Below are 15,510 nucleotides of genomic sequence, written 5' to 3' on the forward strand. Positions count from 1 at the left end.
GTCTCGTGAGTCAAACACCGGGAACCAGACTGAAGCTGGACCATGAGCACATCGCTTTGGTGCTGCAAGGCGGAGGCGCCTTGGGGGCCTACCAGGCCGGCGTCTTTGAAGCCATTGCCGAGTTGCCCCACGAGCCGCATTGGGTGGCGGGCATCTCGATCGGGGCCATCAACGCCGCGCTGATCGTCGGCAACCCACCCGAGCGCCGCGTGGCCCGTTTGCGGGCCTTTTGGGAGCGGGTGTCCTCGCATGTGAGCACGGTGTTCCCCTGGATGGATCCGCAGCGTGCGGCTTTTCACCAGTTCAGTGCCGCGGTTTCGGCGACCGTGGGGGTCAACGGTTTTTACGCCCCCCGTCTGTGGCCACCGGCCTGGCAGTGGCCCGGCAGCGACGGGGCCCTGAGTTATTACGACACCGCGCCGCTGCGGCAGACGCTGGAGGCGCTGATCGACTTCGACTTGATCAACCAGGGCGGCATTCGCCTGTCGGTTGGGGCGGTGAATGTGCGCACGGGCAACTCGGTGTACTTCGACAACCGGCAGCAGCGCATCGGGCCCGAGCACATCATGGCCAGCGGGGCTTTGCCACCCGCCTTCGCGCCGGTGGTGATCGATGGCGAGGCCTATTGGGATGGCGGCATTGTCTCCAACACCCCGCTGCAGTACGTGCTGGACCAGCGCGGACCGGGGCGCCTGCTGGTGGCGCAGGTGGACCTGTTCAGCGCGCGTGGTGCCCTGCCACAGACGCTGGGCGAGGCCTTGTCGCGGCAGAAAGACATCATGTATTCCAGCCGCACCCGCTTCAACACTGACCAGGCGGCCCAGTTGCAGCGCGACCGGCAGCTGATCCACAGCCTGCTCCAGCGCCTGCCCGAAGCGGTGCGTCAGGAGCCCGAGGTGCAGCAACTGGCGGCGCGCTGCCAGCAAAGCCATGTGGACATCGTGCACCTGATCTACCGCCAAAGCCGGTACGAGCAGGAGTCCAAGGACTACGAGTTCTCGCGCTCGACGGTGCTGGAGCACTGGGCGGCAGGTCGACGCGACATGCTCAACACCCTCAACCACCCCGACTGGCTCGAGCGCAGCGAGCCCGATCACGGTGTGGCGGTGTACGACCTCAACCGCGATGCCGAGGGCGTCTGGCCTGCCGCGACGCCCCGCGCGTGACGGCATTTGACGGTACGGTACAGTACCGACACGGGTCGTGGTGTTGCCGCGGCCGCACGCCCACGCAGGCTTTGACCCCAGCCCGGGCGGTCACCGGTCTTGTGTGGTGAAATCGCGGACTTTGAGCCTCTTGAGCGCCGTCGCCAGGCGCCTGGCGCCGCGAGTTCGGCACCGCCTGGCTGTCACACCATGAACCTGTTGAACCTGCAGCCCAGCACTTTGGGATTGAGTGCCGTGGTCTGGGCCCTGCTGCTGGCCATCACCACCTATGGCTTGGGCCGTGCCGCGGCCGTCAATGCCCGCGCGACCCGGGTGTGGGCGGCCACGCTGCTGTCGATGGCGGCCGCCTTTGTCTGCTGGTCGGCCGGTACCGCGGGGCGGGGCTGGATCGACTTCTTGCTGGGCAACGCCCTGGCGGTGTTGTGCAGCGTGCTGTTTCTCAACGCCATCTGGATCTTGGTGGGGCGCTCCATTCCCTGGGGCTGGTCGGTGGGCCAATTTGGGGCCGGGGTCAGTGGCGTGGGCTGGGTTTATTTTTTGGGCGCCCCCCATGGCTGGGCGGTGGTGACCATTGCCCTGGCCATCCTGGCGACGGCCATGGGCTCGATCGTGGTGTTGTTGCAGCACCGCCGCATCCGCTCCAGCGTGGCGGGCTGGACCTTGATTGGGGTGCTGCTGCTGGTCTGCGTTTTCTTTGTCGCGTCCCGCCTCGCGGTGCTGGTGTTCGGGGGCGGTGCCCTGGCCGTGCGGCCGCTGGCCGACCACCAGGTGCAGGTCATCAGCTTGTGGCTGACCCACCTGATCATTGGTGGCGCCAGCCTCGGGTTCCTCGCGGTCCTGATGCAGCAGCGGCGCGATGCGGCGTTGGCGCGCTCCCGGCTGGACCGGGTCACGGGCGTGCTCACGCAGCAGGCCTTTGCCGAGCAGGCCTTGGCTCACCTGGCGCACGCTTCGGTCTACTCGGTGCTGCGCCTGGAAGTGGATCATTTTCAGCGCCTCAGCGAGGCCCATGGGCGCGAAGCTGGCGACGCGGTGATGCAGCAGGTGGCGACGCAGTTGTTGCGGGCTTTGCGCGATCCTGATGTGGCGTGTCGTTGGGGCGCTGACTCGTTTTGTGTCCTGCTGCCCCACTGTGATGAGACCGAGGTCCATGGCGTGGCCAGCCGGATCTGCCAGTCTGTGGCCAGCCAGGACCTGGCCTTGCCCGCGCCGGTGGGCCTGGCCTGGACGCAGGCGGCGCCGGCCTCGGTGGCTTTGTCGGCCTCGGTGGGTGTGGCCACCGCTTGGGTGCCCAGTGAGGTGGCGCTCGTCACGCGCCAGGCCTTGGACGCCTTGATCCGGCGCGCCGATGAGGCCCTGTACCTGGCCCAGTCCATGGGGCGCAATCAGGTGCAGGTGGTGCACACCGGGGCGTTTGACGCGTCTTGGGCTGAGCCCTTGCAAGCCGCTGGGTCTGGCGCACTGCGCCGGGTGTTCTGACGGTTTGCCGCTGTTGGCTGAAGGCGGGGCGGTCTGGCGTTGCCTTCGACTTCAGTGGGGGGGAATCCAGGGCCTGTTTGTTTTTTGTTTGTGCGCTGGGCGTGACCTTGGCCGAGGCTGAAAAGAACAAAGCCCGCATTCGTTAGAATGGCAGACTTTGCGGTGCCTTGAGGGCTTGTGATTGATGGGTCCTGAGTGACTCGAACACTCGACCTACGGATTAAGAGGCAAAGAAACGCAAATGAACAGATGATCTTCCGGTGCAGCGAGCCAACGGCGCTCGCTTCGAGCCAGGAGATGATTTTGAGTCGGAGCGTAGAGATTCGCCGGGATGCCGGCCAGGTGGTGTCGGGGGATGCCGTCACCAACATTCAAAAGTTGGTGATACCGATGCCGGCCCGAAGTCAGGGTGGTGCGCATGCTTTTTTTAGGCATGTTGAGTGTTGGCTTGCTGCTGTCTGTAGTGTGCTCTGGGTGGCACCTGGCTGCTACGCGAGATGGCGGTACCGATCCATGGCTGTGTCACTACCAAGGCGAGGCTTACTCACTGGTCAGCGTGATCAAGATGGTCGGTGAAGTGGCGAAGGCGTGCCTGTTTGGGACCGATAGGCTGTTCTCGACGGACATGTTCTGCGACTCGCGCTCGGCCATGCCAATCACCTCGGCACATTCGACCGGCAACAGTCTTATCGGAATCGGTTTTACACCTTGGTCCGCCGAATCCCTTTCGTCAGAAGACACCGCTCCTTTGGTCAATTCCCACGCAGCAACATACGAAGACCGGGCGGTGACCCGAAGGGTGCGTTCGCTGGTGGCGAAACAGACGTAAAAGCGTGCCTGAGTGTTGGGTGTCTTGGCTGGGCTGTGCCTGTTGGATAAGCTGGCCCAGACGCCGGTTGCTTGGTTTGACGACCGTGACTAGTGGCTCGCGGCGTACTGGCTGCATCTAGTGCCTTGGTGCTTGAGCCAAGCCTGTTAGCCGGGCCTATGGCCACTCCAATCGGCGCTTGCATGGACGCTTTACACTGCCAACTGCAACATGGTGGCTGTGAGGTCTGGCTCAGGGAGAGCAAGAATATTAAGCACTATGCATAGAACGATGTAAAGGAGCCGTTATGTCAGACAAGAAAAAGATCCCAGCAATTTTTTGCAAGCAGTGGCTTGCTGATTGGAGTCAATTTTCCTTTCCTGAGGAAAATCAGCGACGCCAACCGCCAGAGAAGCTTTTAGTTTTTTCTATGTCTGCCCAGCAACTTCGCAAGTTGTCGGGTGTTTATGTTCGTAGGCGTGATGGTGCTGATGCTTCTGGCATTCAGAGACTTCATGAAAAAGACCGCTCGCAAAAGATTCGTGAATACGTCAGGAATGGGTATCCCTTTGGTGATCTATCTCAACGGCAAAAAGCTGATCCAGATTCTGACTCGCTAAAGAAGCCTGGCTGGCTTCCAACTGCTATTGTGGTAAATTTTTTAAAGTCTGGGGATGAGCGTCGAAAAAAAGTGCTCGATTCCTCTGATGCTTTAGACGTTGTCTCAACTGCAGGGAGTGCAGAGATTTATTTGCCAGAAGGAATCGATGAGGTGGGATGGGAGCCCAAAGGGCTACCGCCAATCGAGGTAATCGATGGTCAGCATCGTTTGTTTGCGTTTGGCGACGATTCGGACTTGCCGGACGATTTTGAATTGCCTGTCGTGGCGTTTCATGGTTTGGATATTGGATGGCAGGCATATTTATTTTGGTCTATCAATGTCTCGCCTAAGAAAATAAATCCTAGTCATGCCTACGACTTGTTCCCATTGTTGAGAACTCAAGATTGGCTCGAAAGAGTTTCATCTGTTCACGTTTATCGAGAAGCTCGGGCGCAAGAGTTGGTGGATCTTCTTTATCGCCATGAGAGTAGTCCGTGGCGAGGTCGTGTAAACATGCTTGGCGAACGAAAGTCTGGCTGGGTGACGCAGTCTGGCTGGGTTCAGGCGGTATATAACTCCTTCTTGAGTCCCGGCGCAGGCAGAAGCCGGAAAGGACTATTTTCTGCTAATCTTTCAACAACCCAAGGTCCTCTGCGTTGGAGTCGTCCACAGCAAGCTGCTTTTTTGATCCTCTTGTGGAAAATTCTACGCGATGCTGTTTCTGAGATTAAACATGGTTGGGCTGAACCTCTTCGGACTGTCGAAGGTGGTCAATTGGATTTTGGTGATAATCATGATTTGGCATTCTCTGGTCCGAAAACATTGTTAAATCAAGAGCAGGGTGTTCGAGGTTTTTGTCTGGTCTTGAATGATGTTCTGTTCAGGGCTTGTGCTGATTTGAAGTTGGATGAATGGATTAGTGATTCTGTCGATGTCGGTGAGACACGCTCTGAAGATGTGAGTGCATGCATCGCTGAATTAATGAAATATTCTTTCATTGGTGAAATATCTCGCGCAGTCTCTAAAATTGCCGAATTCGATTGGCGTTCCAGTGATGCGCCAGGCTTGTCAGATCAAGAGGTACTGATGAAATCGGCACTCCGTGGAACTGGTGGCTATAGTCGTATTCGTACTGAGTTACTTGGCTTCCTTGCTGGTGATGCAGGTGTTTTGGGGGTGACTGCCTCTCAAATTATTTCTAGCGAGAGGCTGTAAATATGGCAATCTCTCTGAATCCTTCTGAAGAGGCTGTTCTTCTGCAGGCGAATCGGGCAGCGGTCGTAGATGCCCTGGCGGGGATTAATTTAACTGGAAATAATCAGTGGCTGCCGCCTGGGCATCCAGCTGCGTCAGGAATTGATAATACACATAAACCAAGTGGAAGTAACCCTATTTCAGGGCCTGATCTGGCTGTGTATTTTGCTGCAGCTGCTCCTACACACTGCGCTGATGGCTGGAGTTACTTGTCTCGGGCTCTTAATGCGTATTTGCTTGGGGATGCGCATTCCTCGTGGCATTTTGCGTACTATGCCGAACTACGTGCTGCGCAATCTATATTGTCTGCATCAGGGTGCGGTGCATTTGATAAGTGGAACTGCGTAATAGACGCCGGAGGGGTTGTTCATTTGGCAGTTAAACAACCAACACACGTAATGGTTTGGCTGGCACTCGCTTTGTTTGCAAAATCCTCGGAAAGCATCAGCGCCAAAATCGCTTCTGCTACTAGTGTTTTCGGGGTGCCTATACAGGAGATCGTCAATCTTGGGTTTCCTGGGAGTGGATTTTCGGCCGGATCAGCAACATGGATAAAAGAGTGGATATATGATCTTGAGACTTCATCTGCCGATAAAAGCTTTCGAAATCGCTGTAGTTACAATCCTCATTTGGTTACGCCACACTACTCATTTATGAATGAGAGCACTGCATGGGTATCGGCGCTTTGGGATGCTCTTAGGCCAACTCCAGGCGCGGACTTCATGGAGATTGATAAATATATCATTCGAGTTGCTTTGAGAAAGATCGCCAAAATGCAGCTTGAGGCTAGTCTTGGTCTTGGTAATTTTACGGATCTGAATGTTGAAAACGAACTAAGTCTTGCATATGACAGAATAATTTCTGCCGAGCCAACTATCGGGAATATTTCCCGAGATTTTATTGTTGATGCAGTTGCTCCTGATCATCCATTGTTGACATATGCAAGTGATCCTAATCCTGCGCCTAGCACGCCGCGGCCGGCTTTGGCCCGAGCGACACTCCTGCTGCGGATCGCGACTGGAATGACAAAGAATCTTCTTCATGACGCCGGAAAAGACACAGAGTTGGAATTCTGGTTGAATGATTTAGCGAACAAGCAAGGTTTAGTTTCCGGCGCTGATGGCGTGCCGAATCCAAGATCGGATTATTACGAGGATTGCGCGATTGCTGTTCAGGATATGAATAATGTAATCGAGAGGGGTAATGCCGGGCTTGCTGATTTGATTAATAATGTTAGAATAAAGCCACATTTGCTTGCGCAAGCCGAGCGCGTTGTTCAGTGGAGTTTTGTCTCGTGAAATATATGGGGTCCAAGCGGTCGATGCTTCGCAATGGCCTGGGTTTGATGCTTGATACGCTGGTGCCCCAAAAGACAGGGTTCTACGATCTTTTTTGTGGCAGTGCCTCTGTAGCAGGTCACGTGGCTCAGAAGTACAGCATTCCTGTATTTGCGGGTGACTTGCAAAAATATGCCGTAGTCATGGCCGCGTCACAGGTCGAGCAGGTTGGGGCTTTTGATGCTGCCGCGGTGTGGTGTCAATGGATTAATCGGCGCAATGTGTGGCTCTTGGGTAAGCTTGACCAATTGGCCCCGCCACCTCAGCTTCCTGGGCTTGATGAAGAGCTGGGCAAATGGCGGGTTGCGGTTGAGCAATCTCGCGCTTATTGCGCACAGCTGCCAGAGTGCTTCCCGATCGCTAGGGCCTATGGGGGCTACTACTTCAGTCCTGCGCAAGCCTTGGCGATCGACGCACTTCGGTCAAGCTTGCCAGACAAACACGATACGCCAGCCTTGGCAGCTTTGATTGATGCAGCCAGCTCGTGTTCAGCTTCGCCTGGGCATACTGCGCAGCCTTTTAGCACTAAAGATTCTGCTTTGCCTCACCTCGCTGCTGCATGGAATCGGGATGTTTCAGACAATACCAACGTCACTTTGCAGCGCTTAGCGCTTTGCAAAGCCAAGGTGAAGGGGCAAGCCTACCAAAAGGATGCTTTGGCATTGACTGAATTCTTGACAGAGCGAGATTTGGCCTTTGTTGATCCACCCTATTCGGAGGTTCAATACAGCCGTTTTTATCATGTATTGGAAGCAATTGCATTGGGTACAGTTGGGCCGGTTACTGGGATCGGTCGGTATCCAGATTTGAGTGAGCGCCCTCAGTCGTTGTTTTCACTAATTACCCAGTCGGCTGAAGCATTTGATGCATTAATGCTTAGCATAGCTGCAGTTGGTGCTGAAGCGATCGTGACATTTCCGTCTGGAGATGCATCAAATGGCTTGTCTGGTGAGTTGGTCGAGGCGATTTCCGACCAATACTTCAACGTGAAAACGAAGAAAATAGCTTCTCTGTTTAGTACTCTGGGCGGCAACGCAGTAACGAGAACTGCACGTAAGTCAGCGACTGAACTCGTTTTGCATTTAGCGCCAAAGTGAGCATGGCCTTGTCTGCGCTTTGGTGACCAACTCTGGTCAAGAGGGCGCTTGTTGGGCTGCTGCCGGTTCAGTGGACACCAACCTAAGCTTCTTGAGCTTTCTCGAACTGTATCGGACTGACGTAGCCCAGCGTCGAATGACGCCGCCTGGGGTTGTAGAAGCGCTCGATGTAATCGAACACATCCGCCCGGGCCTGCTCTCGGCTGCGGTAGACCTTCCTGGCAATTCGTTCCGTCTTCATTGAACTGAAGAAGCTCTCCATTGCCGAGTTGGCCCACACCTCGCCCGCACGACTCATGCTGTGGAATTGCCCCCGTATGACCGGACACGGTCTATTCGCAATTGAGCGCCTGGCCGTTTGACTGGCCCAGGCGCTGACGATGTTGCCTGAATTCACGCGGTGAGCGCATCTTCAAGCCCGAATGGGGATGAACCTCATTGAAGTGCTCGAACGCCGCTGGCAACTGGTGTATTGACCCAGCACTTTCTGCACAGGTCAAGCCGCTAACGCATAAGCCTCAGCGGGGGTTTTCATTTTCAGCGCCTGGTGAGGGCGCCGATGGTTGTACCAACTGATCCAGTCAGCAATCACTCGGCTGGCGTCGGTGCGTGTCAAGGTAGTTGTCGCCTAATTCATGCGCGCCGAGGCGCTTTATCCAGTGCTGGTGCCGTCGTGCTGATAGCTTCTGAGTCCCTCTCCGGATTGAGCTTGACCACCGCAATGTGATCCCAGTTTCGGGTGTGTCTCGCCCACCTAGCCGGATGGCATTGGCGGGCCTGCTGGTACAGCTCATCGCGGCGTTTCAATATCTCCACGTCCTGCCCACTGTGGCGCTGCGCTGGCGTCACGTATCGAATCCCGCTGTGGCGGTGCTCCAGGTTGTACCAATGCACGAACCTCGCAGCCCAGGCCCGCGCGTCCCTCAGCTCCGCAAACCCGCTCTTGGGGTATTCGGGGCGGTATTTGGCCGTTCTGAACAGCGCCTCCACAAACGCGTTGTCGTCGCTCACCCGGGGCCGCGAGTAAGAGGGTTTGACCCCCAGCCAGTGCAGCATGGCCAGCACCGTTGTGGCTTTCAGCGTGGCGCCGTTGTCGCCGTGCAGCACGGGCTTGCTGTCTTTGGCGGCAATCCCTTCGGCCAAGGCCGTGCGCTGCACCAGGCGAGCCGCGTGGTCCGAATCATCTTCGGCGTGAACCTCCCAGCCCACCACCTTGCGGCTGTACAGGTCCACGATCAGGTACAGGTAACGGTGCGTGTCAAGGTAGTTGTCGCCTAATTCATGCGCGCCGAGGCGCTTTATCCAGTGCTGGTGCCGTCGTGCTGATAGCTTCTGAGTCCCTCTCCGGATTGAGCTTGACCACCGCAATGTGATCCCAGTTTCGGGTGTGTCTCGCCCACCTAGCCGGATGGCATTGGCGGGCCTGCTGGTACAGCTCATCGCGGCGCTTCAATATCGCCACGTCCTGCCCACTGTGGCGCTGCGCTGGCGTCACGTATCGAATCCCGCTGTGGCGGTGCTCCAGGTTGTACCAATGCACGAACCTCGCAGCCCAGGCCCGCGCGTCCCTCAGCTCCGCAAACCCGCTCTTGGGGTATTCGGGGCGGTATTTGGCCGTTCTGAACAGCGCCTCCACAAACGCGTTGTCGTCGCTCACCCGGGGCCGCGAGTAAGAGGGTTTGACCCCCAGCCAGTGCAGCATGGCCAGCACCGTTGTGGCTTTCAGCGTGGCGCCGTTGTCGCCGTGCAGCACGGGTTTGCTGTCTTTGGCGGCAATCCCTTCGGCCAAGGCCGTGCGCTGCACCAGGCGGGCCGCGTGGTCCGAATCATCTTCGGCGTGAACTTCCCAGCCCACGACCTTGCGGCTGTACAGGTCCACGATCAGGTACAGGTAAAACCAACGCCCAGCCACCGTGGCGCTCAGGTAGGTCATGTCCCAGCACCAGACCTGGCCTGGTGCTGTGGCGATGTGCGTGGTCGGTGGTCGTTGCGCTCTCGGTGCTCGGGATCGGCTGCGGTGGGCGTTTTGCCCAGCCTGACGCGGCACCCGCGCAAAGCTCGATTCGCTGGCCAAGTAACGGCCTTCGTCGGCCAGCAGGGGAACGATGCGCGCAGGTGGCAGGTCTGCAAAGCGCGGCTCATTGGCCACTCGCAGCAGTTCGGCGCGCTCAGCGGCACTGAGGGCGTGTGAGGGGCTGGGGCGTTGGGCATGGGGGCGTTGGTCGCACCCCAGCGTGGCTCCTGTTGCCCGGCTTCGCCAGCGCTGCAGGGTGCGTTCGCTCAGGCCGCACAGCTCGCAGGCCAGGGCCAGTCGGGCCCCGGCGTTGCAGGCCTGGGTGATGAGTTCAGACATCTGTTGACGATCTTCAAGCGAGGTCATTCGTCCTCGTCTCTGTCCTTTTGGAAGATCGTCTCTAACTTTTTTGACAGCACCAGCAAGGCTGCGGTTTCTGCCAAGGCTTTCTCTTTGCGACGCAGGTCGCGCTCGAGCTCTTTGATGCGGCGCCGGTCCTGGGCGGTTTGTGAAGGGCTGGCCCGTTGATCCTGAGGGTCGGCCAGCGACGGGGCTGCGGTTTGCCGCCACAGTTGCAGGTCGTGCAGCAGCACTCCGTTGGCTCGGCACCAGGCACTCTTGGCAGCCTCGTCCATGGCGGCTGTGGTCAGCAGGGCATCAAAGCGGGCAGCAGCGCTCCAAACCTTGCTGTCACTGCGGGGCTGGTTCAACGCATCACTGCGCCAACGCTCCAGGGTGGAGGCGCTCACTCCGACCTCGGCTGCCACTTGGTCCAGTGGGGCGCTCTCGGGTGGCAACAGCTTTGCCAACGCCTTGTTCTTGAAGTCTTGTCCGTATCGGGCCACGTCGTTCTCTCATCGTCCTCACCCCCTAGTTTCTATGGTTTTAAGGAGGCGACAAGTAATCTGACACGGGGGGAACTCGCGGTACTTGACGCAAAAGCTGGTGTACTTGTAGGCCAGTGGGTTGCCGGTGGCGTACTCCTCCCAAAGCAGCATCAGTGTGACGCCGGGTCGCTTGAGTTCTTGGTGAACGAGGGCGAAGTCGGGAGCCAGTTGGTGGCTCGCCCGGGGTACCGCCGGACGGTACAGGCGTGACTCCAGCTCAACGTCATCCAGGCCGTCGGCCACGGTGCAATCGACGCCAGCCACCTTGGCCAGCGAGACGTACTTGCCAACCACGCTCTTGGAGATCTTGAGCGCGCGGCCCACCTCGTTGTAACTCAACCCTGCCTGCAGGTGCAGGCGTAATGCCTCTCGGATACGGCGCATGGTGACTCTGTTTGTTGGCATTGACTGGAACCGCAAAAAACGGCCAGCCTATCCCGGTCAAAAATCACCTGCGCGCAACCCCTAATCGTCCACGATGGCGCTGAAACAGCGTCCACGATCAGACTGAAACGCCGTCCACGACTACGCTGAAATCCCGTCCACCATCAACCTGAAATGTCGTCCACGATGGGCTGAAATACGCATTGATGGGCTGAACCAGGTGTTCCTGAACCTTGGGCGCTGATTTGGTACTGCGGTAGTACACCGTGCGTCGTGGAATCTGGAACCACTGGCACAGCTTGACCAGGCTGACCGCAATCCCGTCTTCGGCCAATCCCTGCTGAAGGCTGAGGATCATTTCTCGTCCTCGTTGCCCAGCAGGGAGGCCAGCTTTTTTCGAGCACGCAGCTCCAACATGGCTTCGCCGTAGGCTTGCTGCAGATCGCTGAGCTGGCGTTCGTACTGCTCTTTGATCTCCAAGGGTTTGCTGCGCAGGGCGTTCTCCATGCCGCGCTTGCCCTCATCGACCCACTGTTCAACCTCAGATGGGTTGAGGTCGTAGGCCCGACTGGCCTCTGCGACCGTGGTCTTGCCTTGAATGATGTCCAGGACCAGGGCCGTCTTTCTCTTGGCCGTCCAACGCTTGATGTCGTCTTCCATCAGGGTGCTCATCTGTGTTTCCTTTCAACGATAACACCTGAGCAGGAAAGTTCTGGGTCAATACAGGGCGCCGAAGGGGGAGTTGATCGTGGGGAATTTCCCATTCGGTTGACCATCAGCTGTGATCGCCCAGTTTTTCAGCGGCCTTCTTTAAACATCTCCGCGAACAAGCTGTCCCTGTCTGCGAAGTTCTGTCGCTATGAAGGGCGCTCGATGTTCCAGATAGGTAATGTCGATGCCTTTGGCGCCTGGGCCTCGCCGGTATTCTTCAACATACCGGCGGCGCTGAGCGCAGCAATCGCGCGTGTTCAACATGGGAAGCGTCCTATCAATTTGGTCGTGGCGGTCGTTAGGTGCAGTTGCTCCACGGACGATCCGATAAAGAATGAGATCTAAGGCAAACCATCCAACTTTTGCTTCCATCGGGTCCACCAGCCCTAAGAGCGCGCCCTTATGAGCATTGACGACGCCGGCACATAGCCGGTAATTCTTCCACTCGTATACAAGGTTCCAAGCTACCGACTTCGGGATCACATGATCAACCGTTGGCCCGCCAGTCTCTTCGATATACATCGCGAGATAGGAACAGCGATGTTCGTACAAAGTCATCATGTCGTCGATTGCTTCGCGCCAGAAGGCCGGAAACTTCTCTGGCGGGATGTCAGTCTCCACGGCAGCAATTTTTTTGCGCCCACGCCCGGGGTGTTTGACTCGCGGAGGCCTGCCGACCATTTCGTCGATAGCGGATAAGCCTCGGTTTCGGATGCGCGAATCAAAGAGCGCCGGTTCCTTTGCTAGCTTCAGTCCAATCAAGACTTGGCTCCCGGCTTTGTGGGGCGTATCGCCTTGATTGTGGGCTTAGTGGCGCGCGCTTTCTTAAGGGGGGGGGAGTTAGCAGCGCGCACGACCTCACTTTTATCAAGTTTGTGCTTTTGCATGAAATAGCCCCAGGACACCCAGAAGGGATCGATGTCAGGTATTCCTGCCCGCCGAAGGCCTTTGTCTGCAGCCTCGATAGCCTTTGTCGTGGGCTTGGACTCATCCAGCACTGCCTGCGCTGCCCTTATCGCCTGCTCTCCTTCCAGCGAGCGTGGCTCCTTAAGATCGAAGGCCTCACTCACCAACCAGTTACCTATTTCGCCACGTGGAAAATAGGGGCGCTTTCGGAGAGTCACTTGCTTCTGCTCAAGGTCGAGGTCGAACCAAGTATCCTTTTCGGCATCGAACTCCGACTCGACCGATGCCAGGACCAGAGGCGAGTGCGTCGCTGTTATCAATTGAACTTTAGAGTTGTGCGAGCTTGTCAGAACATCCATCACTTTAAGCAGTGCGGGCACAATGCAGCGCTGCCACCGGGGGTGTAGGTGCCCTTCGATTTCGTCCACTAAAAAAATGATCTCGCGAGTTGGGTTCTCACTGCGTAGTTTGGCGCTTTCGACGTGCTCCTGCCAGGCCCAGGTAAGCAGATAAGCCAGCGCGATGACCCGCCGCATGCCAGCCGACGCATGTATGACCGCGACATCCTCTCCATAGGGCATTCGCAGTGTTGGATACCGCTGCGGGTCTTTAACAGAAAGCTTGCGAAGATCACCGGGGATCAGCAACTCATCTGCAGATGGAGACAGCGCTCCGAGGACCTGTTTAAGGACTTTGAAGGACATGTCGTTGCCAGCTTGCCAGAGGGCCCAATCGTCAAGCAATCCCTTGCAGAACTCGTTGCCTCGCCAGACTTCATCCGGCTTGAACAAGAATGCATTTGGCCTGTCCGGTGCATCGTCAGTCCAATAGTTACGCATCGGATCCCAAACCGAGAAGCCTCCATCGACCTGGGCATACAGGATGAGACCAGGGATTGCCGGTCGACTCTGTTTCACAGTCCATCTGGTGCGTCCTGCGTCGTAGGTACTCTTGAACTCGTAAGGCGGCTGCGTCTTTTTGGTATACCTAAAGAATATTTCCGCCTTAGATCCTGGGAGAGGAATGATCGTTTCTCGCGCCCATGTTCGGGTCAGCGTCCACCATGCTAGGTCAAGAAGGAAGCTTTTTCCGAGGCCGTTATCCCCTGTTATCAGATTCAGCCGAGGGGCAAAATCCATCGCCAACTGGGGTACTGGTCCCACATTCTTCAGACGGATGGTCTCGAGCATGCGTTGCTTCTTTCGCTAAAAATTTGGGTCGACCACTATCGGGCCAGTCCCTGGCTTGAGCCCACGTCCAGCCACGGGCAAAAGAATACATCAGATATGCGGGGCTCAAACCTCTCCGCGTCAAGACCGATGGCGCGCGGTCGAGACCCCGCCGCGCCCTCGGTCTAAATAGGCCTCTTTTAACGGCTCTGCCGACCCTGGGCAGCGCAAAGCCTGATGCTGCCCCGCGGCTGATTCCCCACCCATTTCAGATGACGGAATTCGACGGCCTTTTACGCCGGTTCGATGGGGCTGCGTGGCATCTAGCGGGTGGTGGGGTCTTGGCCGGCCAAAACGCTGGATATGAGACGCGTCTCATAAAGTGTCTCATTTCGATCCCGAAATGAACAAAGCCCGCTAGCGTTTCCGTAGCGGGCTTTGTAGTGCCTATAAGGCTTGTGAGTGGTGGGTCCTGAGTGACTCGAACACTCGACCTACGGATTAAGAGTCCGCTGCTCTACCAACTGAGCTAAGAACCCACTCTTTGTTTCTTGCTGCTTTGCTAAGTGCGCTGCAGCAAGACCGCTATTATGCACAAGAAATTGGGCTTGTAGCAAGTTCCCGGAAAATTTTTCAAAAATCTGAGTTTGATTCAGATTTGAGTCCCTGGCCCCCAGTCCCGTCGCCTGCCGGCTTGGCTTGCGCCAGGGCGCTTCAGCTCATGCCGTTGCGGCTGGCCAGCTCGACGAACAGGCCCGAGTGGTCCAGGTCGGTCAGGCCATGCTCAATGCCACTGGCGTACAGGGACTCGAACAAGGCGGTGACGGGGGCGTCAAAGCCAATGTCGGCGGCGGTGTCCAGCGCATTGCGCATGTCCTTCAGTTGCACCGACATGCGCGCCCGTGGCGCGAAGTCGCGTTCCACCATGCGCTGGCCGTGCAGTTGCAGGATGCGGCTTTCGGCAAAACCACCGCCAATCGCCTCGCGCACCTTGGCCATGTCGGCGCCGCCCTTGGCCGCGAACAGCAAGGCTTCGGCGACGGCCCCGATGGTGATGCCCACGATCATCTGGTTCGCCAGTTTGGCCAGTTGGCCTGCGCCGTGCGGGCCAACATGGGTGGCCCGGCCCAGCACCTGCAGTGCTGGCAAGGCGCGCTCAAAGTCGGCGGCCCGGCCGCCAGCCATGATGGCCAGCGTGCCTTGCTCGGCCCCCACCGTGCCGCCCGAGACCGGCGCGTCGAGGTGGGCCACGCCGCGCTCGCTGAGCCGCGCCGCATGGTCGCGGGCTTCGGCCGGCTTGATGCTGGCCATGTCCATCACCAGGGTGCCCGGGCGCATGGCGGCGGCGGCACCTTGCTGGAACAGCACGTCGCCGACCACCGCGCCGTTCTCCAGCAGGCTGATCACCAGATCGGCCTCCCGCACGGCGTCGCCTGGCCGGGTGTGGATGGTGGCGCCCAAGGGGCTCAGGCGTTCGGCCTTGCCTGGACTGCGGTTCCAGGCGTGCACGGTGAAACCGGCTTCGCACAGGCGGCGCGCGATGGGGAAGCCCATGAAGCCGATGCCCAGCACGGCGATGGTTTTCAGGGGGGCGGTAGGGGTGGGCAAGGCGTCGGTCGTCATGGTCGGCAAAAGCAAAAAAGCGGGGCCCACGCAGCGCGGCCCCAGAGAACATCACAAGGTGTCGGACAGGCGTC

The 15,510-nt window shown here is 58.0% G+C and carries 13 protein-coding genes, 1 tRNA gene and 2 pseudogenes; 5 read left to right on the forward strand and 11 right to left on the reverse strand.

The genetic code is table 11. The annotated features are described in order from the left end of the window. The first annotated feature begins 5 nt into the window (after positions 1-5). From PSQ40_RS07410 to PSQ40_RS07430, 5 genes are all read left to right on the forward strand, one after another. Positions 6-1,166, forward strand: a complete 1,161-nt coding sequence (locus tag PSQ40_RS07410; RefSeq protein ID WP_273950198.1) for a patatin-like phospholipase family protein — start codon at positions 6-8, stop codon at positions 1,164-1,166. Positions 1,167-1,355: 189 nt separating this feature from the next. Continuing rightward, positions 1,356-2,645: a GGDEF domain-containing protein gene (locus PSQ40_RS07415; protein WP_273950200.1), complete on the forward strand. Its 1,290-nt coding sequence runs from the start codon at positions 1,356-1,358 to the stop codon at positions 2,643-2,645. Between the two features lie 1,115 nt (positions 2,646-3,760). Then, a complete protein-coding gene (locus PSQ40_RS07420) occupies positions 3,761-5,269 on the forward strand; it encodes a DGQHR domain-containing protein (RefSeq protein WP_273950202.1) in 1,509 nt (502 codons plus the stop codon). Positions 5,270-5,271: 2 nt separating this feature from the next. Then, positions 5,272-6,606: a hypothetical protein gene (locus PSQ40_RS07425; RefSeq protein ID WP_273950204.1), complete on the forward strand. Its 1,335-nt coding sequence runs from the start codon at positions 5,272-5,274 to the stop codon at positions 6,604-6,606. A 47-nt stretch (positions 6,607-6,653) separates the two neighbouring features. Then, entirely contained in the window at positions 6,654-7,742 is a 1,089-nt protein-coding gene (locus PSQ40_RS07430) for a DNA adenine methylase (RefSeq protein WP_273950206.1), read from the forward strand. An 82-nt stretch (positions 7,743-7,824) separates the two neighbouring features. On the opposite strand, the pseudogene PSQ40_RS07435 reads toward PSQ40_RS07430, so the two are convergent. From PSQ40_RS07435 to PSQ40_RS07485, 11 genes and pseudogenes are all read right to left on the reverse strand, one after another. Next, a pseudogene (locus PSQ40_RS07435) lies at positions 7,825-8,043 on the reverse strand (IS3 family transposase); the annotation flags it as partial. 195 nt (positions 8,044-8,238) lie between these two features. Next, entirely contained in the window at positions 8,239-8,358 is a 120-nt protein-coding gene (locus PSQ40_RS07440) for an integrase core domain-containing protein (RefSeq protein WP_273950208.1), read from the reverse strand. A gap of 17 nt (positions 8,359-8,375) precedes the next feature. After that, a pseudogene (locus PSQ40_RS07445) lies at positions 8,376-8,990 on the reverse strand (transposase); the annotation flags it as partial. 31 nt (positions 8,991-9,021) lie between these two features. Continuing rightward, positions 9,022-10,601, reverse strand: a protein-coding gene (locus PSQ40_RS07450; RefSeq protein WP_273950210.1) for an IS3 family transposase whose coding sequence is annotated in 2 segments (ribosomal slippage) — positions 9,022-10,160 and positions 10,160-10,601 — 1,581 coding nt in all. Because the reading frame shifts where the segments join, the coding sequence is not laid out codon by codon here. A gap of 18 nt (positions 10,602-10,619) precedes the next feature. Then, positions 10,620-11,027 carry a hypothetical protein gene (locus tag PSQ40_RS07455; protein WP_273950212.1) on the reverse strand — a complete coding sequence of 136 codons (408 nt, stop codon included), beginning with the start codon at positions 11,025-11,027 and terminating at the stop codon, positions 10,620-10,622. Positions 11,028-11,145: 118 nt separating this feature from the next. Then, positions 11,146-11,385 carry a hypothetical protein gene (locus PSQ40_RS07460; protein WP_273950214.1) on the reverse strand — a complete coding sequence of 80 codons (240 nt, stop codon included), beginning with the start codon at positions 11,383-11,385 and terminating at the stop codon, positions 11,146-11,148. Then, on the reverse strand, positions 11,382-11,699 hold the full coding sequence (locus PSQ40_RS07465) for a DUF1153 domain-containing protein (RefSeq protein ID WP_273950216.1): 318 nt from the start codon (positions 11,697-11,699) through the stop codon (positions 11,382-11,384). The genes PSQ40_RS07460 and PSQ40_RS07465 overlap by 4 nt, the downstream gene beginning before the upstream one ends. Before the next feature lie 138 nt (positions 11,700-11,837). Further along, on the reverse strand, positions 11,838-12,500 hold the full coding sequence (locus PSQ40_RS07470; protein WP_273950218.1) for a hypothetical protein: 663 nt from the start codon (positions 12,498-12,500) through the stop codon (positions 11,838-11,840). Further along, positions 12,497-13,834 (reverse strand): AAA family ATPase, encoded by a 1,338-nt coding sequence (locus PSQ40_RS07475; protein ID WP_273950220.1) that lies wholly within the window; start codon positions 13,832-13,834, stop codon positions 12,497-12,499. Before PSQ40_RS07475 ends, PSQ40_RS07470 begins: the two co-directional genes overlap by 4 nt. A gap of 442 nt (positions 13,835-14,276) precedes the next feature. Further along, positions 14,277-14,352, reverse strand: a tRNA-Lys gene (locus PSQ40_RS07480). A 175-nt stretch (positions 14,353-14,527) separates the two neighbouring features. Continuing rightward, on the reverse strand, positions 14,528-15,436 hold the full coding sequence (locus tag PSQ40_RS07485; protein ID WP_273950222.1) for an NAD(P)-dependent oxidoreductase: 909 nt from the start codon (positions 15,434-15,436) through the stop codon (positions 14,528-14,530). Positions 15,437-15,510: the final 74 nt, after the last annotated feature.

Origin of the sequence: Curvibacter cyanobacteriorum (assembly GCF_028649475.1) — a bacterium.
In the GTDB taxonomy this organism is placed as follows: Bacteria; Pseudomonadota; Gammaproteobacteria; order Burkholderiales; family Burkholderiaceae_C; genus Curvibacter; species Curvibacter cyanobacteriorum.